Genomic DNA, 17,975 nt, shown 5'->3' with positions numbered 1-17,975 from the left:
CGCTGTCAGGCCACCAGCACCGAGCGGTACACGTCGAGGGTCTGCCGGGCTATCGCGTCCCAGGAGAAGTGCTCCACCGCGCGCCGCCGACCGGCCAGGCCGAACCGCTCGGTACGCGCCGGGTCGGCGAGCAGCGTGTTGATCGCCGCCGCCAGGTCCGCGACGAACGTCTCCGGCTTCAGCGGCGTCCCCGACCCGTCGGTGGCCTGCTCGATCGGCACCAGCAGGCCCGTCTCGCCGTCGGCCACCACCTCGGGGATGCCGCCGGTAGCGGTCGCCACCACCGCCGTCTCGCAGGCCATCGCCTCCAGGTTGACGATGCCCATCGGCTCGTACACCGAGGGGCAGACGAAGACTGTCGCGTGGGTGAGCACCTGGATCACCTCGGGCTTGGGCAGCATCTCGGCCACCCAGACCACGCCGGAGCGGTTGGCCCGCAGCTCGGCGACCAGCTCCTGGACCTCGGCGGCGATCTCGGCCGTGTCGGGTGCGCCGGCGAGCAGCACGAGCTGGGTGTCGGCCGGCAGTTCCCGGGCCGCCCGCAACAGATACGGCAGGCCCTTCTGCCGGGTGATCCTGCCCACGTACACCACGCTGGGCAGCGTGGGGTCGATGCCGAGCCGCTCCAGCACGTCGGTGCCGGAGTCCGGCGCGTACTGCACGGTGTCGATGCCGTTGTAGACCACCCGGACCCGGTCCGGGTCGACCTGCGGGTAGGCGGCGAGCACGTCGTTGCGCATTCCCGCACTGACCGCGATCACCGCGTCGGCGGCCTCCATCGCGGTGCGCTCGATCCAGGAGGAGAGCGTGTAACCGCCGCCGAGCTGCTCGGCCTTCCACGGCCGCAGCGGTTCCAGGCTGTGCGCGGTCAGCACGTGCGGCACCCCGTGCAGCAGCTTCGCGGTGTGCCCGGCCATGTTCGCGTACCACGTGTGGCTGTGCACCACGTCGGTGCCGGCGGCGCCGGCGGCCATCTCCAGATCCACACCCATCGTCCGCAGCGCGGCGTTCGCGCCGGTCAGGCCGGGCGGATCGGTGTACGCCGTGACGCCCGGCTCGGTGCGCGGCAGGCCGAAGCAGTGCACGCGTACGTCGGTGAGGTGGCGCAACTCCCGGGCCAGGTACTCGACGTGCACGCCCGCGCCGCCGTAGACCTCCGGTGGGTACTCGCGGGTGAGCAGATCGACGCGCAGCGGGGTGGGTTCCGTCATGACCCCGCACCCTAGTGCAGAAGACTCCCCGTACGAGTGGTGAAGTCCGACGCGGGTGGATAGCGTCGGGGCATGGCTGCCAAGGTGCTCGCGATCGTCCTGGCGGGTGGGGAGGGCAAGCGCCTGATGCCACTCACCACGGACCGGGCCAAGCCGGCCGTCCCGTTCGGCGGGATGTACCGCATGGTCGACTTCGTCCTCTCCAACCTGGCCAACGCCGGCTATCTCAAGATCGTCGTGCTGACCCAGTACAAGTCCCACTCCCTCGACCGACACATCACCAAGACCTGGCGGATGTCCACGCTGCTCGGCAACTACGTCACCCCGGTGCCCGCGCAGCAGCGTCGTGGCCCGTGGTGGTTCGCCGGCTCGGCCGACGCCATCTACCAGAGCTTCAACCTCATCAACGACGAGCAGCCCGACTACGTGATCGTCTTCGGCGCCGACCACATCTACCGGATGGACCCGCGGCAGATGGTGGAGGACCACATCGCCTCCGGCGCGGCGGTGACCGTCGCCGGCATCCGGCAGCCCCTCTCGATGGCCGACCAGTTCGGTGTCATCGAGGTAGGCGAGGACGGCCGGAAGATCCGTGCGTTCCGCGAGAAGCCCACCGACGCGGTTGGCCTGCCGGACGCGCCCGACGAGATCTACGCCTCGATGGGCAACTACGTCTTCACCACCCGCGCCCTGTGCGAGGCGGTCGAGCGGGACGCGGCCGACAAGTCCAGCAAGCACGACATGGGCGGCAGCATCATCCCGATGCTCGTCGAGCGGGGCGAGGCGAACGTCTACGACTTCCGCGACAACGAGGTGCCGGGCAGCACCGACCGGGACCGTGGCTACTGGCGCGACGTGGGGACGCTCGACTCGTTCTACGACGCGCACATGGATCTGATCAACGTGCACCCCGTGTTCAACCTCTACAACTTCGAGTGGCCGATCTACACGGAGCAGCCGCCGTGGCCGCCGGCGAAGTTCGTCCACCAGTGGGGTGAGCGGGTCGGCCGCGCGGTCGGCTCGATGGTCTCGCCGGGTGTGGTGATCTCCGGCTCGCTGGTGGAGAACTCGATCGTGTCGCCGAAGGTGCGGGTGCACTCCTGGGCGCACGTCGAGGGCTCGGTGCTGATGGAGGGTGTCGAGATCGGCCGGCACGCGGTGGTGCGCCGGGCCATCCTGGACAAGAACGTGTTCGTCCCCGAGGGCGCCGAGATCGGCGTCGACCTGGAGAAGGACCGGCAGCGCTACACCGTTTCCGACAACGGCATCGTGGTGATCGGCAAGGGCCAGCGGGTCGAGCCGTGACAGTCGCACTATCAAGGAGGTAGACCCCCGTGACCCATCCCCGTGCCGGCCAGCCCGCCGAGCCCGCCGACCTGGTCGACGTGCCGCGCCTGGTGACCGCCTACTACGCCGAGCATCCGGACCCCGCGGACCCGGCGCAGCAGGTGTCCTTCGGCACCTCCGGCCACCGGGGCTCCAGCCTGCGCAACGCGTTCAACTCCGACCACATCCTCGCGGTCACCCAGGCGCTCTGCGACTACCGGCGGGAGCAGGGCCTCGACGGCCCGCTGTTCCTGGCCCGGGACACGCACGCGCTCTCCGCGCCGGCCGCCGTGGACGCCCTCGAGGTGCTCGCCGCCAACGGGGTCACCGTGCTTCTCGACAGCCGCGACGGGTACACCCCCACCCCGGCGCTGTCGCACGCGATCCTCACCCACAATCGGGGTCGCACCAGCGGGCTCGCCGACGGCATCGTCATCACCCCGTCGCACAACCCGCCCGACGACGGCGGCTTCAAGTACAACCCCACCAACGGCGGGCCCGCCGACACCGACGTCACCCGCTGGATCCAGGACCGCGCCAACGCGATCCTCGCCGCCGGGCTCAAGGAGGTCCGCCGGATCACCTACGCGCGGGCCCGGGCCGCCGACACCACCGGGGAGTACGACTTCCTCGCCAACTACGTCGACGACCTGCCGGCGGCGATCGACATCGACGCGATCCGCGACGCCGGCATCCGGATCGGCGCCGACCCGCTGGGCGGGGCCAGCGTGGCGTACTGGGGCGAGATCGCCGAGCGGCACCGGCTGGACCTGACGGTGGTCAACCCGACGGTCGATCCGACCTGGCGGTTCATGACCCTCGACGGGGACGGCAAGATCCGGATGGACTGCTCCTCGCCGAACGCGATGGCGTCCCTGATCGCCGCCCGCGCCGACTACCAGATCTCCACGGGCAACGACGCCGACGCCGACCGGCACGGCATCGTCACCCCCGACGCCGGCCTGATGAATCCCAACCACTTCCTGGCGGTGGCGATCGGGCACCTGTTCCGGACCCGCGCCGACTGGGGTCCGGCCGCCGCGGTGGGCAAGACCCTGGTCTCCTCCTCGATGATCGACCGGGTGGCCGCCGACCTGGGCCGGCCGCTGCTGGAGGTGCCGGTCGGCTTCAAGTGGTTCGTGCCCGGCCTGCTCGACGGTTCGGTCGGCTTCGGCGGTGAGGAGAGCGCCGGGGCGTCGTTCCTGCGCCGCGACGGCTCCACCTGGACCACCGACAAGGACGGGATCCTGCTCTGCCTGCTCGCCTCCGAGATCCTGGCCACCACCGGGCGCAGCCCGAGCGAGCACTGGGCGGAGCTGGCCGAGCGGTTCGGTGCGCCCGCGTACGCCCGGATCGACGCCCCGGCCACCCGGGAGCAGAAGGCCGTGCTCGCCAAGCTCTCCCCGGATCAGGTCGACGCCACCGAGCTGGCCGGTGAGCCGATCACCGCGACCCTGACCACCGCCCCGGGCAACAACGCCCCGATCGGCGGCCTCAAGGTGAGCACCGAGTCCGGCTGGTTCGCCGCGAGGCCCTCGGGCACCGAAGACGTCTACAAGATCTACGCCGAGTCCTTCCAGGGCCCCGACCACCTGAAGAAGATCCAGGAAGAAGCCAAGACCCTGGTAGACCAGGCCCTGTCCCAAGCCTGACCCACCCACCCCCACCCCGGCCCTCGGCCCGGGTGGGGTGGGGTGGGGTGGGGTGGTTAGCAGCGTGGGGGGATTTCGTTTTCGTTGGGGTTCTGGAGTTCCTTCGGGAGTAGTGCCTTGAGCTGTTCGGGAAGGAACGGCAGGTCGAGCAGGCTCATCTTCAACTGGTTGCGTTCCTGGTACCGCAGCGGGTCGAAGCGCACCACCAGCCCCGCGTTGCGCCGGTAGCTGATGTCAACCGCGCCCTCGTCCGCCGCGTCCCGGAACACCAGCCCGTCCATCTCCACCACGACTGCCGACGAGTGCGGCTCCAACTCCAGCCGGATCTTCTCGTCCCCGGAGAGCACCACCGAGCGGGAGATGCCGGCCATCGGCGCCGACGGGGTGACGACCACCGCGTCCGCAGCCGGGGAGATCAGCGGACCGCCGGCGGCATAGCTGTACGCCGTGGAGCCGATCGGCGTGCTCACCACCACGGCGTCGGCCCGGTAGTAGCCGTACTCCTGCCCGTCGATGGCCAGGGTGGCGGTGACGAAGCCCGAGCCGGGCCGCCGGACCAGCGCGATGTCGTTGAACGCCACCACGTCGTCGCCACACACGTCGCAGGCCAGGCAGGCGTGCGACTCGATCGTGAAGTCCTTCGACAGCAGCCGGCTCAGCGCCTCGGGCAGCGCCGGCGGCTCGATCTCGACGAGAAAACCGAGCCGGCCCAGGTGCACGCCGAGCACCGGCTTCGGATCGCGGATGGCGGAGCGCAGCGCGCCCAGCATGGTGCCGTCGCCGCCGATGCTGATCAAGGCGTCGGCGCGGACGGCGACCTCGTCCTCCGGCAGGGGCTCGACGTTGGCCGGCACGCGGTGCTTGTCCTGGGCGCGCACGTAGAGCGACTTGTGGTGGCGCGTAGCCCACCGTTCGATGATCCCGACCACCTCGGTGACATCCCGGGTGGGGTGCAGTACCAGTCCCAGACCCGACACCCGTACAGCTCACCACACCGGCGTCGGACGCGTCCGGCGTACCGGGGAAGGTGCGCCGGCGGTCCACGGACCGCCGGCGCCCCGTCGTGGCGTCAGCGGCGCGGCCGGCCGGTCAGGTGGGTGAGCGAGCGGGCGACCAGGTCGTTGCGGGCCGCCGGCGGCAGACCCTCCAGCCCGAAGCCGAGGTACACGGTGTCCGTGGTGACCACCACCGACCCCTCCTCGAACGCCTGCTGGCTGCGCGACCAGTCGGTGGTGTTGCCTCCGGAACCCGCGGGCGGCCCGGCCACCGCCCAACCACCCAGGTCGGTGGACTCGAACGAGGTCTCGGTGACCGTGGCCCCGTCGACGAGCACCCGGGCGTCGTCCAGGAAGACACCCAGGCCCTGGGTGCCCCAGTCCGAGACGTACGAGATCGACACCTCGACCTGCTTGCCGGCGTACGCCGACAGGTCGATCGAGAAGTCCTGCCAGCCGCCGGACGCGCCGGTGACCGCGTGCCACTCCCCGGTGCTGCCAGTGGCCGAGCAGTCCGCGCCCTGGTAGTGCCCCAGGAACGGGTGCAGGGTCTGCCAACCCGACTCGCAGCTCTCCCCGGTCTCCCGGCCGGTGTGCCCGTTGGCGTCGGGCAGGGTCGTCCAGTCGTCGCTGCCCACCTCGTGCGCCTCGACGATCATGAAGTCCCAGTTCGCTTCGATGTCGTACGAGGCGGCGAACCGCAACTCACCGCTGGTGGCCCCCGAGAGGTCCACCGTGCGGGTGAGGCGCTTGTACGACTCGTCGGCCTGCCCGCTCCACAGGTACCAGTCACCGGTGCGCGGGTCGAACGGCGCCGACCCCGGGCGGACCCAGTCCACCGGCGCGGAGCTGGCGAACTGGGGGAACTGGTCGACCGGCAGGAAGCTCGACGTGGTCAGGAACGAGGCCGTGTGCTCCTGGTTGCCCGCCGAACCCGCCGCGTTGAGGGTGCCGTCGAAGCCCGCGAACGCCCCCTCGGAGCCGTGGATCGGGAACGGACCGTCCGTGCCGGTGCCGCCGTCGCTGACGTAGGTGTGGGCGCCCAGCCAGTACTGCTGGAAGTCGTTCAGCAGCGGCAGGCAGGTGGCATCGTCGCCGTCGGTGCACTCCGGCGGCGCGTCCGGGTGGTAGACGTACGACCCGTTGGCGCCCTGGGCGTAGAGGGCGTACTGGCCGCTGACGAGCAGCTTGCCGCCCTCGTTGAGGTAGTCCCGCACGGCCAGTTCGGTGTCCAGCGCCGCCTTGGCCGCGGTGCCGGCCACCTGGCCGGGCGAGCGCAGGATGACGTCGTCGCCGGTCTCCCAGACCACCGTCTTGTAGTGCGACAGCACACCGAGCGGGTGCGGGGCCGCGCGCCGCATCGCGTCGAAGTCGTACACGTCGCTGCTGCGCCCGGCGGCGGTCAGCGACGCGGCGACCTCGTCGGCGTACTTCGCTGTGGTGCCGGTCTGCGTCGGGCTCAACCCGGTGACGTCCTCCATGGCGAGGACGAGCACGTCACCGCCGATGTCGGTGTGCACCCGGTAGGTGAAGTGTTCGCTGGCCACCACCCTGCCCGCCGTCGCCTTGGCGCGTTGCTTGACGCCGGTGAACCAGACCTCCACCCGGTCGCCGGGCTTCGTGCCGGTGACCGTGCCGCGCAGTTCGGCGTAGTAGTCGTCGTTGGTGTCGCCGTACCGCTCGCCGCCGCGCCACTCGCGGACCCCGACGGTCTTCGGTCGGCCACCGTTGACGACGTAGTGCATCCGCACGTTCTTCAGGGCGCGGCGGGTGATCGAGGCGACCTGCTGGGTGCGCCCGTACGAGGTGTCGAAGGCGTCCACCACGAAGTCCGGGGTGCTGCGGCCCACCACCGACACCGGGTCGTCCGGGTCGGCCGCGGACTTCGCCACGGCCAGCGCGAACGGCAGGTTCTTGCTCACCTCGCCGGCGATCAGCGTCTCGTCGTCGGGGAAGATGAAGTCGCTGACGCAGTCCTCCGGGCGCCACTGGTCGTCCGGGTCGACGTTCGCTGCGGAGTCACAGGTCGACATCTCCAGGGTGAAGCCCAACGTGCCGTACCGGACGGTGGCGTGGCTGTCGGTGTCGCCGTTGGTGGTGTACAGCTCGGCGGAGATGTCCGGGTCGTAGCCGGGAACGGCCGGGTGGGCGTCGTCACCGGCCATCGCCTGGTAGATCACGTCGTCGGGTGTCGGCGTGCTCACCTGCCAGCCGACGCCGTAGAGCAGCAGTTGGGCCGCCGAGTGGTAGTTGACGAAGAACTCGAAGCCGACCCGCCGCAGCAGCCCGTCCAGCGCCTTCGTCTCCGGCTCCGAGGCCGGGCGCGGGCCCCGGTAGGTCTCGCTGTTGGCGTCGGGCGAGGAGCCCTCGTTGTCGTACCCCCACTTGTAGGCGAAGTTGCGGTTGAGGTCGACGCCGTCGCCGGGGCCGATCTGGCCGTCGCCGTCGTTGTCGCGCAGGTTCTTGCGCCACAGCCGGTTGCCGGGGGTGAAGGTGTAGTCGTAGCCGTCCGGGTTGGCCACCGGCAGGAACCACAGCTCGGTCGTGTCGAGCAGGCGGGTGATCTCCCGGTTCGTGCCGTAGCTGTCGAGCACGTGGTGCATCAGCCGGCGGGTCATCTCCGGCGTGATCCACTCGCGGGCGTGCTGGGCGCCGGCGTAGAGCACCGCCGGTCGCTGACCGTCGCGGACCTTCCTCGCGTCCCTGGTCACCTTGACGGCGAGGATCGGCTTACCCTGCTGGGTCCTGCCGATGGTCTCCAACTTGGTCAGCTTCGGGAACCGCGCCGCCGTGGCGCTGAGCTCGTCGCGCAGGCCACCCGGCTCGCTGTACGGGCGAAACGCCGACCAGCCCGCCGCCGACTGCTCCCGCAGCGCCTGCGAGGCGTCCTTGCCGCGGACCTTCTTCACCCGCAGGGGTACGCCCCGGTCGGTCAGCCGTTTCGCCTGCCGGGGAGTGAGGACCGTCTCGACGGCGGTGCGGCCGGTGGAGTCCGCAGTGGCGTCGTGACCGAGGTCCACCCCGGCCTCGCGCAGCAGGTCGCGCTGCTTCGCGTCGACAGTGCCGACGTACACCTCCAGGCCCTCCCGGGCACCCGGATCCGATGGTGGCCGCGCGCTCGCCGGCGGGGCCAGCGCCACGGCGCCGAGCAGGGTGACCACGCCGGCGATCGCCAGTCGTCTCGGTCTCATCGCGCCTCCTTGGGTGAAGGACCTGTAGGCGCGAGCCTTCGGTGCGGCGTGACCGGTGTCAATAGGTCGACGGGTGCGAGGTCGCTGAACGTGTCGATGCGGACGCCTGGCGTGACGGTCAGAGCGGGCGCGGGGCGGCTGCCACCGGAGCACCGGTTCGTTGTACGAAGGATGATGAATCCCGCCAGCCGCAGTGAAACACGCAATAGACCATCAAGCCGACCAATGGTCCGTACGCTGTTCCGTGTCCGAAGTGGTGTCGCCGGAGTCTGGCGAGGGAGGCGCTCGATGCGTCAGGTCCACGAGGTGGCCCAGCGGGAAGCTGTCGCTGTCGGGCGGTGCGGAGTCTGATGCGCGTGTCGTCGTACCGTCCCGCGCGTGTGGTCGTGGGGGTCGCCCGTCTGCTGGACCTGATCTGGGTCAGCGGCACGAGGGTCCGCAGGGGCGTCCGCGGCCTAGCGACCGTCGGCCGGTTCGCCGCCCGAGGTGACAACTTCACCTTCGATCCCGATGGCGTCTACACCTACGAGACGATCGAGGTCGGCCACAACGTCGACCTCGGTCACCGTCCGATCATCATCGCCGCTCGATCGCGGATCCGGATCGGTGACAACGTCATGTTCGGCCCCGAGGTCACGATCCGGGGCGGCAATCATCGGATCGACCGGGTCGGCGTCCCGATGATCTCTGTCGAGAAGTCTGCTTCGGACGGGGCTCTCGATCGGGGAGTGGCGATCGGCGACGACGTGTGGGTGGGCACCCGTGCCGTCATCCTCCATGGTGTGACGATCGGTCGGGGCGCCGTGGTCGGGGCGGGCGCGGTGGTGACCCGGTCGGTGCCGCCCTACGCGATCGTCGCCGGCAATCCGGCCCGAGTCATCCGGCTGCGCTGGCCGGTGGAGACGATCCTTGCGCACGAACAGCAGCTCTACCCTCCGGACCGTCGGCTGGCCGCTGCGGAGCTGGCGGCGTTGTCGGACCTTGCGGGGTCGCCGGCCCGGCCGGTCTCCTCCGCGACCGCCGGCAGCTGATGTCGCTTGATCGACCCGTCGGTGTCATTTCGTAGTGGCACGATGACGAAGCGTGACAGCCTCCGGGGAGAGTCGTTGGACCGGATGACCACTCAACGGGGCGTGAAGGCGGAACGCATGCGACTACTCATCACCGGCGGCGCGGGATTCATCGGCTCCAACCTGGCCCGTGCCGCGGTCCTGCGCCGCACCGTCACCGACATCCGGATCCTCGATGACCTCGCGACGGGGCGGATGAGCAACCTCGACGGTCTCGACGTCGACACCATTCCGGGTTCGATGCTCGACGACGAGGCGCTGGATCGGGCGATGGCCGGCCGGGACGCGGTGGTGCACCTGGCGGCGCTGCCCAGCGTGCCGCGTTCGCTGCGTGACCCGATCGCGTCGCACCACGCCAACGCCACCGGCACGCTGCGGGTGCTGGAGGCCGCTCGCCGCCACGAGGTGGGCCACGTCGTCGTCGCCTCGTCCTCCTCGGTCTACGGCGCGAACCCGGTGCTGCCCAAGACCGAGCTCGCCTGGACCCGCCCGCTCAGCCCGTACGCGGTGAGCAAACTGGCCACCGAGGCATACGCGCTGGCGTACCAGGCGTCCTTCGGTCTTCCGACGCTCGCGTTCCGGTTCTTCAACGTCTACGGCCCGGCCCAGCGACACGATCACGGCTACGCGGCTGTCATCCCCCGTTTCATCTACGCGGCCCTGCGCGGCGAGCCTGTCGAGCTGCACGGGGACGGTCGGCAGTCCCGCGACTTCACCTATGTCGAGACGGTCTGCGCGGTGCTGCTCGACGCGGTGGAACGTTCGGTCGCCCATCCTCAGCCGGTCAATCTCGCCTTCGGCGCCCGGGCGGAGCTGCACACGGTGGTGTCCGAACTGGAGCAGATCATCAGCCGCCCGATCACCCGGCAGCACGTGGCGCCGCGCCCGGGTGACGTCCGCCATTCCGAGGCCGACAACAGGGTGCTCCGCTCACTCTTTCCCGACGTGGTGCCCACTCCCCGGATCGACGGCCTGCGGGCCACCGTCGAATGGTTCGAAGCGCATGTGCTGAAGCAGCCCGCCTGATGGTCGACAGGCCTCCGGGCGCCGGGGCGGCCCCGCCCATTCCTGTCGACGCGGTCGACGCCGGGCCCGCCGACACCACGTCGACGAGACGGGCGGCTAGGGCGGAGTCGGAGGCGCGCGAGGACGACCTGTCGGTGGCGCGACGCTCGCGGGGCAGAGCGCTGGTCACCGGCATCGCGTCATCGTTCGCGGGCAAGGCCGTCGGCCTGGTCGCGCCCCTGCTGATCACCCCGGCGGCCTTCCACTACCTCGGCTCCGAGCGGTACGGCATGTGGATGGCGATCACGTCGCTGACCGCGATGGCGCTGTTCGCCGACTTCGGCCTCGGAAACGGCCTGCTCACCCGGCTCTCGCGGCTTCACGCCACAGGTGATCGCGCCGCGGCGGCCCGAGAGATCGCCAGCGCCTACGCCCTGCTCGGTTCGCTGGCGGTAACGCTGATGCTGGTGCTGGTGAGCACCGTCCGGCTGGTGTCCTGGCCGGCGCTGCTGAACGTCGCGGATCCGGCGGTGGCCCGGGACGCCCGAGGGGTCGTGCTGCTCTGCTTCGGCGCCTTTCTCGTCAACATTCCGCTGGCCCTCATCCAGCGGGTGCAGTACGCCCACCAGCAGGTCGGGCAGAGCAACCTCTGGCAGGCGGGCGGCAGTCTGGTCTCGGCGGGTCTGGTGGTGGCGGCTGTCACCGCGAACGCCGATCCGGTCCTGGTGATCGCGGCCGCGGTGCTCGCCGTCCCCCTGATGAACCTGGCCAACTCGATCTGCTTCTTCCGCTGGCAGAGACCCGACCTGCGACCACGGGTCAGGGACGTGCGCGCCGCGAAGGCGCGCGGGCTGCTCCGGTTGGGGTCCCGGTTCTTCGGGCTCTCCGTGCTGAGTTCCGTCGCCCTCAACATCGACAGCTTCCTGGTCGGCCGGGTGCTCGGTCTGCACGCGGCCGCGAACTACGCGGTGATCCTGCGGATGTTCGCCGTGCTGGCGCTGTTCGTCACCCTGGTGAACCTGCCGCTGTGGCCCGCCAACGGCGAGGCGCTCGCCCGTGGTGATGTGGGCTGGGTCCGGCGCAGCACCCGACGGATGGTCCTCCTGTCCGCCGCTGCGGTGACGCTGCCCGCGCTCTGCCTCGTGCTGGCCGGTAATGACATCCTCCGACTCTGGGTACGGTCGGACGACCTCGATCAGGTTCCGACCACACTGTTCGCCGCGCTCGCCGTGTGGTCGGTCCTCGTGGCTGTCGCGGCGCCACTTCTCATGGTGCAGAACAGCGTCGGACTGCTGGGGCCGCAGTTTCTCGGTTGGGCGGCCTGCCTGGTCGTCGCCGTACCGCTGAAGATCCTTCTGGCGGGCCGGGAAGGCCTGCCCGGTGTCGCGCTGGCCTCGGCGCTGTCGTACGGGGTCACCGTGCTTCCCGTCGCCATCGCCGGATACCGCAAGGCGTTGGCAAGCGTGCCAGCGAGAGAGTCGAGTCCGATCGAAATGGAGCATGATGGTGAGTACGTTCCGCGGCATCGTCGCTGCCCTGCGTGATCGACGCGCGGCGGCCCGCGACCCGGAGGAGTTCGCGCGTTCGATCGGGGTGAATCTGCGCGGACGGGTGCGCTTCTACGGCATCGACCGGAGCATGTTCGGCTCGGAGCCATGGCTGATCACGTTGGGCGACAACGTCTACATCACGGCCGGGGTGCAGTTCCTCACCCACGACGGCGGCACTCTCATTCTGCGCAGGGAACACCCCGACCTCGAATGGACCGCGCCGATCAGCATCGGCGACGACGTCTACATCGGCGTACGGTCGATCATCATGCCGGGGGTGCGGATCGGAAATCGCTGTGTCATCGGGGCTGGCTCGGTCGTGACCCGTGACGTTCCGGACGGCAGCGTCGCCGCCGGCGTGCCGGCCCGCGTTCTGCGCAGCACCGACGAGTACCTCGCCGCGATGAAGGCCAAGTCGCTCGGCTGCGGCCACCTGCCGGCCCAGGAGAAGGCCGCGGTGATCCGCGAGATCTACGGCGTGTCGGGGCGCCCGGACAGCGGGGTGAGATCAGCGGGCGGCGTCACGGCCCGTAAGCCACCGGCACCGACTGGTCCGGTGGGGTGATCGCGGGCTGGTCACTGCTCCCGCCGCTGTGGGTGGACGCCGCCCGGCCCGCTCACCTGGTCCTGGCTGCTTCGCCGACCGGCTACAAACGCGCTCACCACGGGCGCCCAGGTGCGGTAGTCGAACGTTGACGCCCGCTCCCGGGCGTGGTGGCTCATCTGCCACCACTGCGCGTCGTTGAGGGTGAGCGCCCGCACGAGGCCGTCCCGGACGTCGTCCGCGCCAGGCCCCGCCAGCACGATGCCCTCTCGCCCGTCGCCGATGTACGTCGCCAGGTCGCTGGTGTGGTTGAGCAGCACCGGGCAGCCGGCGGCCAGACTCTCGGGGACCTTCGACGGGAAGCCCGCCTCGGCGTAGCCCCCGCTGGGTCGGACCAGCACCGAGAAGTGTGCAGCGCGCAACTCGGCCAGGACGCGGTCACGCGACACCCGGCCCAGAAAGACGATCTGCTCGGCGAGGTCCGCCACGACCCCCTCGTCCAGGTCGGACATGGCTGCGGTCTGCTCCCGGGTCATCCCGGCCACGGTCAGGCGTACGCGCTGGCGCTCGGGCTCCGGTAGCCGACGGATGCCCTCCAGCACCACGGCGAGGCGGTCCTTGGGCCCCGCGGTGCCGGCGTACAGCAACCGCAGGCCGTTCGTCAGTGAGGGCGGCGCCGGTTGGCGGTAGTCGGCGCGGTCGACCTGCGGCGGCACCACCAGGATGGGACGGTTCGGCCGGGCGAGGCGTCGGTGCAGCGTCGTGGAGATCGCGATGACCTGGTCCGCCAACCGGTCCGCGAGGAGCGAGTGCCACCGGTGCCGGATGAAGTAGGGCGTCAGGCGTCCGTGACGGAACTGGCCGGGCTCGTGCCGTTCGAGGACGTCCACCGTCAACGGGCAGCGCACCGTCAGCCGCAACACGATCCAGGTGCTCAGGTTCCACAATCCCAGCGGAAGGCAGATGCCGGTGATCTCACCGGTGGGTATTCCCGCCCGGCGCAGGGCCCGGAGTACGCGCAGTGGGCGACTCTGTCGGCGCACCCAGCGCCGCAATCGGCCGCCCCCGCCGGCGGCGAACAGCGTGATCAGGCGCAGTCCGGGTGGCAGGGCGACCGGCTCGGGTGGACGGTCGGTGCCAGGCCAGTCGTTCACGATCACGGTTGTCGCGCCCGGGGGAGTCGCGGAGCGGGCCAGTTGGAGCAGCCGATTGGACATGGCGTCACCGTGCGGGAACCGGTACGCCGCCACCATGACCACTCGTGGCACCGGCTCGCCCGAGGCAATTGCCGACTGAGCTGGAGAGATGAGGGTCTCGTCGCTTTTCATGCGTTCCGTTCGTATAAAGCGTGTCTCAAGCGGTTGACGGTTATTGCCGGTGTTACTGTACGCACCCATGCGGTTACCGGGGATCAGGGCACGCCGTCGGCGGCCCGAGGTCGACGATGGAGTGCCAGTGCAGCCAGTCAGCCGGGACGACCATGGTCCGAGCACCCCACCGGTGCGCGCCCGGCCGGTCGTCGTGCAGCACTCGGCCGGCACACCCGGCGCCAACGGGCCACTGACCGCCGTGGGACGGGTGCTGGATTCCGCGCTGAGCGAGCGATACGAGTTCGTCCGCATGCATCAGGTCGGCGGCAACGGTGGCCTCAACGTGCCGTTGTTGCGCGAATGGGTCCGACTCCTGCGGCGGGTACGCCCCGACCTGGTGCACGTGCGCGGTCTGCAGAACGAGGGCTTTCACGGCGTGGTCGCCGCCCGGTTGGCGGGTTGCCCCAGGATCCTGGTCACCGTGCACGGCACCGTGCGGGACCTGAGGCACGGCGGCAACACCTGGCGTAGAGCGATGTTGACCAGTTGCGCGGAACCGGCCACGCTACGGATGGCCAGCCACGTCGCGACCGTGTGCGAGTACGCCGCCGACCGGGACTTCGTACGGGCGCACGCGGGCAGGTTCGTCGGCGTGATCCCCAACGGGGTTCCACTACCTGCCGACGTCGGCGCCGTGCGGAGCAGCCGACGTGCCGCCCTCGGCCTGGGCCGCGAGGACGTGGCCATGATCGCGGTAGCGCGGCTGAACTGGGACAAGGGCTTCGGGGTGCTGGCGGACGCGCTGCGGCGACTGCCGCCGCGACCGGGCCGCCGGGTGCTGCTGGTCGCCGGCGACGGACCGGACCGGGCTGGCATCGCCGAAGCCCTGGCCGACGCGCACGGCACCGAGGTGCGGCTGCTCGGTAATCGGCTCGACGTGCCGGATCTCCTCTCGGCCGCCGACATCTTCGTCTTTCCCACCCTGCACGAGAACCTGTCCAATGCTCTGCTGGAGGCGATGGCCCACGCGCTGCCCGTTGTCGCCTCCGCCGTCGGCGGCAACGTCGAGGTGCTGCGTCAGGGTGGCGGTCATCTCGTGCCGGCGGGAGACCCGGTCGCCTTCGCCGCCGCCCTGGAGCCGTTGCTCGACGACGCCGCCGAACGCCGGCACCTGGGGGAGACCGGCCGCAAGGTCGTGCACGACGCGTACAGCCTGCCGGTGATGCTCCGGTCCCTCGACGACGTCTATCAGCGCATCCTGGGAGGAGCGGCGTGACCGACAAGCACTCTCCCCGCGTACTGCTGCTCGGCTTCACGGTCGGCGACGACGTGTTCCGAGAGGTCGTGGCGCGAGATGTCGTCCTGCCCACCCAGACGCACACGTTCGCCTGGAGCCTGGTCCGGAGCCTGCGCGCGGCGGGCTGTCCGGTACGTCTGCTCTCGGCGGCACCCGCGTCGACGTTCCCGCGCAACCGGCAGATCCGCTTCCGGTCGGGGCACTTCCAGCAGGACGGCGTGCCCGGCGAACTGCTCGGCTTCGTCAATCTGCTCGGCCTGAAACACCTGACCCGGTTCGTGGCCGCCGTGCGCGCGGGGTCGCGGACCCTGCGCCGACACGGCGACGACATCCTGCTCATCCACGGCGTCCACACGCCGTTCCTGTGGTTCGGCGTTCTGGTCGCGTGGCGGGGCTCGGCCCGGGTGGTGCCGGTGCTGACCGATCCTCCCGGTGTGGTCCTGCCCGATGACGGGCGGATCGTCCGCGCGCTGCGCCGGCTCGATCACGCGCTGGTCCGCATGGCGCTGCGTCGCTCCTCCGGCGTCGTGGTGCTCACCGCGGCGCTCGGCGAGGACTTCGCCCCATCGATTCCCCGCCTGGTCATGGAGGGGATCTGCGATCCACCCACCACCGGGGCGTCAACGGGCGGTCCCGACGCCGGCCCGCCTTCCGACGCCGCCACCCGCGACATCGTCTACGCGGGCGGGCTGACCCGGGCGTACGGCGTCGATCGTCTGATCGAGGCGTTTCGCGGTATGCCCGACCCGGATCTGCGCCTGCTCCTGTTCGGTCGGGGCGAGTTGGAGGACTGGTCACGGACCCAGGCGGAGGTCGATCCCCGGATCTCCCCGCCGGAGCTGCTGGACCGTGCCGCGCTGGTGCGGCGCCTCGCCAGCGCGTCGGTGCTGGTGAACCCCCGGCCGGTGGAGCAGTCGTTCGTCCGCTACTCGTTTCCGTCGAAGCTCATCGAGTACCTGTCCACCGGCGTTCCCGTGGTGACCACACGGTTGCCGGGCATTCCGCCCGACTACGAGCCGTACCTGCGCTTCGCCGAGACGGACACGGCCGACGGGCTGCGCGAAGCGTTGCTGCGACTGCTGGCGACGCCTCCCGGGGAGAGAGCCGCCCTCGGGGCCGCTGGCGCCGCATTCGTACGGGAGAGCCGTGGTCCCGCAGCGCAGGGCCGGCGCATCCGGTCGTTTCTGGCTGGCCTGCCGGTCGCTCCCTCAGGGGGTGTGGACGCCGTGGAGCAGGGGAGCGGGTCGCCGCTGCACCCACTCGGGCGGCCTTGAGTCGCCCGCGCTGTTCGTCAGGGCGTTCCACAGGTACAGCATCAGCAGGGTGGCAAGGCCGATCATCGCCGGACGGGACATACCGAGCTGATTGTTCGCCGGGATGTAGGTGACGAGCAGGCACATCTGCACGAAGAGCAGGGTCGGCAGGATGCCGCCGGCGAGGTTCACCGCACGCCAGAGACCGGCGAAGAACCAGCCCAGCAGTGCCATGAACAGGACGGTCCCCGGGAAGGTGAGGTCAGAGGCCAGCCAGGGATAGATCGTCGACCAGTACATGCCCGCCGGCCACCCCGTCCGGGCCTCGGTACGCAGGGGGTAGGCCGGATACCGGTCGGCGTCGACGCCGAAGTACTGGGTGCCGTACGAGGTGACGGCCGGGGTGCTGCCGAGTCCGTGCGACCAGACGAACGGTGTGTCGAGGTTGTACGCGAGACCGAGATAGCCGTGGGTCGGATAGATCATCAGTGCGGCCACTCCGGTCGCGGCATGCTCGCCGACGATCCGCTCAACGGTCGGGTTGGCGCGGACGCGGTCCTGGGTGCCGAACTGGTCCACCCGATCGGCCTGGTTGCTGACCAGATAGGCGCAGAAGAGGGCCACGACGACCGCCACCAGTACCGTCGCCCGCCGTCGCTTCTTCGTCCGGCCGAACGGGCCCGGCCCACGCGACGCGGCGATGAGCAGGCTGGCTGCCATCATCAGCACGAAATCGCCGAGCCCTTTGAGGGTGCCGATGTAGAGGAAGAAAAGACTGTAGACACCGACGCCCGCGATTCCGACGAGCCGCAGGCCGCTCGACAATCGTCGCCAGTGGACGACGAGCAGTGGAACGAGCACCGTGCCCAGAACGCCGAGCAGAGTGAGAACCTGGATGGCCGGATTGGTCCGCCCACTGTCCTGCTGCTGCTGATAAACCGTGAACTTGTTGAGGTAGGCCGCCGCGGGGTCCTGCAGGCTGGCGAGGATGCTGCCGGGACCGGTCGCCCCGTATTCGAGCAGCAGGGCCACACCGAGCGCGACATGGTAGATCCCACCGGCCAGGACGAGCCTTCGGATCCGGCGAACGTCGGTGGATCGCGTCGCGCCACCTGATCGTCGGGGCGTGGCGCGGCGGTAGAGCTGCGCGGCGTAACCGGCGGCGAAGGCCCCGGTCGCACTGAACACGAACAGGCACAGCTTGGCGGGGTTCGGGACCTGCTGCGACAGCGCCCCGGCCCAGAAGAAGCCGAATGTTCCCAGCATCCAGCCGAGGGCCAGCAGCAGTGGCAACCAGGCGCGCGAGGAATGACGGAAGGAGCCATGGTGGTGAACCGGCCGTGCGGGCGCAGGCGCGGGCACGTTCCAACGTGTGGTGCTCGGTGCTGTCGTGGTCATCCGGCTGGTGCTCCCGCATCAGTTCCCGATCCGCCGGGTGCCTCCCGGCGGGGGTGGTTCCCCTCGCCCCCGATCTGGTCCGCCGGGTCGGCACCTGGATCGGCCAGAGGCATGTCGCCGTGCGAGCGGGTCAGATCGCGAAAAGGGCGTGCCCGATGGTGGTGTCACAAGTG

13 protein-coding genes are annotated in these 17,975 nt (G+C 70.3%); 8 read left to right on the top strand and 5 right to left on the bottom strand.

Annotated features, from left to right (window positions below; genetic code table 11):
- Positions 1–5: 5 nt before the first annotated feature.
- Complete coding sequence (glgA, locus tag AB0B39_RS13160; RefSeq protein ID WP_357574411.1) at positions 6–1,211, bottom strand: glycogen synthase; 1,206 nt, start codon at positions 1,209–1,211, stop codon at positions 6–8.
- 72 nt (positions 1,212–1,283) lie between these two features.
- On the opposite strand from glgA, the gene glgC reads away from it, so the two are divergent.
- Positions 1,284–2,516, top strand: coding sequence for a glucose-1-phosphate adenylyltransferase (glgC, locus tag AB0B39_RS13155; RefSeq protein ID WP_357495032.1), 1,233 nt, complete (start codon positions 1,284–1,286; stop codon positions 2,514–2,516).
- 29 nt (positions 2,517–2,545) lie between these two features.
- Entirely contained in the window at positions 2,546–4,189 is a 1,644-nt protein-coding gene (pgm, locus tag AB0B39_RS13150) for a phosphoglucomutase (alpha-D-glucose-1,6-bisphosphate-dependent) (protein WP_234588067.1), read from the top strand.
- Between the two features lie 56 nt (positions 4,190–4,245).
- Here pgm and AB0B39_RS13145 read toward each other — a convergent pair whose 3' ends face one another.
- Both AB0B39_RS13145 and AB0B39_RS13140 read right to left on the bottom strand, forming a co-directional pair.
- On the bottom strand, positions 4,246–5,166 hold the full coding sequence (locus AB0B39_RS13145; RefSeq protein WP_234588068.1) for an NAD(+)/NADH kinase: 921 nt from the start codon (positions 5,164–5,166) through the stop codon (positions 4,246–4,248).
- A 92-nt stretch (positions 5,167–5,258) separates the two neighbouring features.
- Positions 5,259–8,375, bottom strand: a complete 3,117-nt coding sequence (locus AB0B39_RS13140) for a M14 family zinc carboxypeptidase (protein ID WP_357574410.1) — start codon at positions 8,373–8,375, stop codon at positions 5,259–5,261.
- A gap of 386 nt (positions 8,376–8,761) precedes the next feature.
- Here AB0B39_RS13140 and AB0B39_RS13135 point away from each other — a divergent pair, with 386 nt between their 5' ends.
- The 4 genes from AB0B39_RS13135 to AB0B39_RS13120 are packed head-to-tail and all read left to right on the top strand — an operon-like array spanning position 8,762 to position 12,565.
- Complete coding sequence (locus AB0B39_RS13135; protein ID WP_357574409.1) at positions 8,762–9,406, top strand: acyltransferase; 645 nt, start codon at positions 8,762–8,764, stop codon at positions 9,404–9,406.
- A gap of 42 nt (positions 9,407–9,448) precedes the next feature.
- On the top strand, positions 9,449–10,471 hold the full coding sequence (locus AB0B39_RS13130; protein ID WP_357574408.1) for an NAD-dependent epimerase/dehydratase family protein: 1,023 nt from the start codon (positions 9,449–9,451) through the stop codon (positions 10,469–10,471).
- On the top strand, positions 10,471–11,994 hold the full coding sequence (locus AB0B39_RS13125; protein WP_357574407.1) for a lipopolysaccharide biosynthesis protein: 1,524 nt from the start codon (positions 10,471–10,473) through the stop codon (positions 11,992–11,994). The genes AB0B39_RS13130 and AB0B39_RS13125 overlap by 1 nt, the downstream gene beginning before the upstream one ends.
- On the top strand, positions 11,954–12,565 hold the full coding sequence (locus AB0B39_RS13120) for a DapH/DapD/GlmU-related protein (RefSeq protein ID WP_357574406.1): 612 nt from the start codon (positions 11,954–11,956) through the stop codon (positions 12,563–12,565). The genes AB0B39_RS13125 and AB0B39_RS13120 overlap by 41 nt, the downstream gene beginning before the upstream one ends.
- 11 nt (positions 12,566–12,576) lie before the next feature.
- Here the strand turns inward: AB0B39_RS13120 and AB0B39_RS13115 are convergent, their stop codons facing one another.
- Positions 12,577–13,872 (bottom strand): glycosyltransferase family 4 protein, encoded by a 1,296-nt coding sequence (locus AB0B39_RS13115; protein ID WP_357574405.1) that lies wholly within the window; start codon positions 13,870–13,872, stop codon positions 12,577–12,579.
- A gap of 127 nt (positions 13,873–13,999) precedes the next feature.
- Here AB0B39_RS13115 and AB0B39_RS13110 point away from each other — a divergent pair, with 127 nt between their 5' ends.
- Both AB0B39_RS13110 and AB0B39_RS13105 read left to right on the top strand, forming a co-directional pair.
- Positions 14,000–15,130, top strand: a complete 1,131-nt coding sequence (locus tag AB0B39_RS13110; RefSeq protein ID WP_357574404.1) for a glycosyltransferase — start codon at positions 14,000–14,002, stop codon at positions 15,128–15,130.
- Positions 15,127–16,425 carry a glycosyltransferase gene (locus tag AB0B39_RS13105; RefSeq protein WP_357574403.1) on the top strand — a complete coding sequence of 433 codons (1,299 nt, stop codon included), beginning with the start codon at positions 15,127–15,129 and terminating at the stop codon, positions 16,423–16,425. Before AB0B39_RS13110 ends, AB0B39_RS13105 begins: the two co-directional genes overlap by 4 nt.
- Here the strand turns inward: AB0B39_RS13105 and AB0B39_RS13100 are convergent.
- Positions 16,360–17,766 (bottom strand): hypothetical protein, encoded by a 1,407-nt coding sequence (locus AB0B39_RS13100; RefSeq protein WP_357574402.1) that lies wholly within the window; start codon positions 17,764–17,766, stop codon positions 16,360–16,362. The two genes, AB0B39_RS13105 and AB0B39_RS13100, sit on opposite strands and share 66 nt — an antisense overlap.
- Positions 17,767–17,975 lie beyond the last annotated feature (209 nt).

The sequence above is a fragment of the Micromonospora sp. NPDC049114 genome (genome assembly GCF_040648635.1).
In the GTDB taxonomy this organism is placed as follows: domain Bacteria; phylum Actinomycetota; class Actinomycetes; order Mycobacteriales; family Micromonosporaceae; genus Micromonospora.
Note: the sequence above shows the minus strand (reverse complement) of the source record. Positions and strands in the feature narration are given on the sequence as shown.

Excerpts from the sequence above, each read along its gene's own strand:
- AB0B39_RS13140 (WP_357574410.1), bottom strand. The coding sequence starts at position 8,375 with ATGAGACCGAGACGACTGGCGATCGCCGGCGTGGTCACCCTGCTCGGC.
- AB0B39_RS13130 (WP_357574408.1), top strand. The coding sequence starts at position 9,449 with ATGACGAAGCGTGACAGCCTCCGGGGAGAGTCGTTGGACCGGATGACC.
- AB0B39_RS13125 (WP_357574407.1), top strand. The coding sequence starts at position 10,471 with ATGGTCGACAGGCCTCCGGGCGCCGGGGCGGCCCCGCCCATTCCTGTC.
- glgA (WP_357574411.1), bottom strand. The coding sequence starts at position 1,211 with ATGACGGAACCCACCCCGCTGCGCGTCGATCTGCTCACCCGCGAGTAC.
- AB0B39_RS13115 (WP_357574405.1), bottom strand. The coding sequence starts at position 13,872 with ATGAAAAGCGACGAGACCCTCATCTCTCCAGCTCAGTCGGCAATTGCC.
- glgC (WP_357495032.1), top strand. The coding sequence starts at position 1,284 with ATGGCTGCCAAGGTGCTCGCGATCGTCCTGGCGGGTGGGGAGGGCAAG.
- AB0B39_RS13120 (WP_357574406.1), top strand. The coding sequence starts at position 11,954 with ATGGTGAGTACGTTCCGCGGCATCGTCGCTGCCCTGCGTGATCGACGC.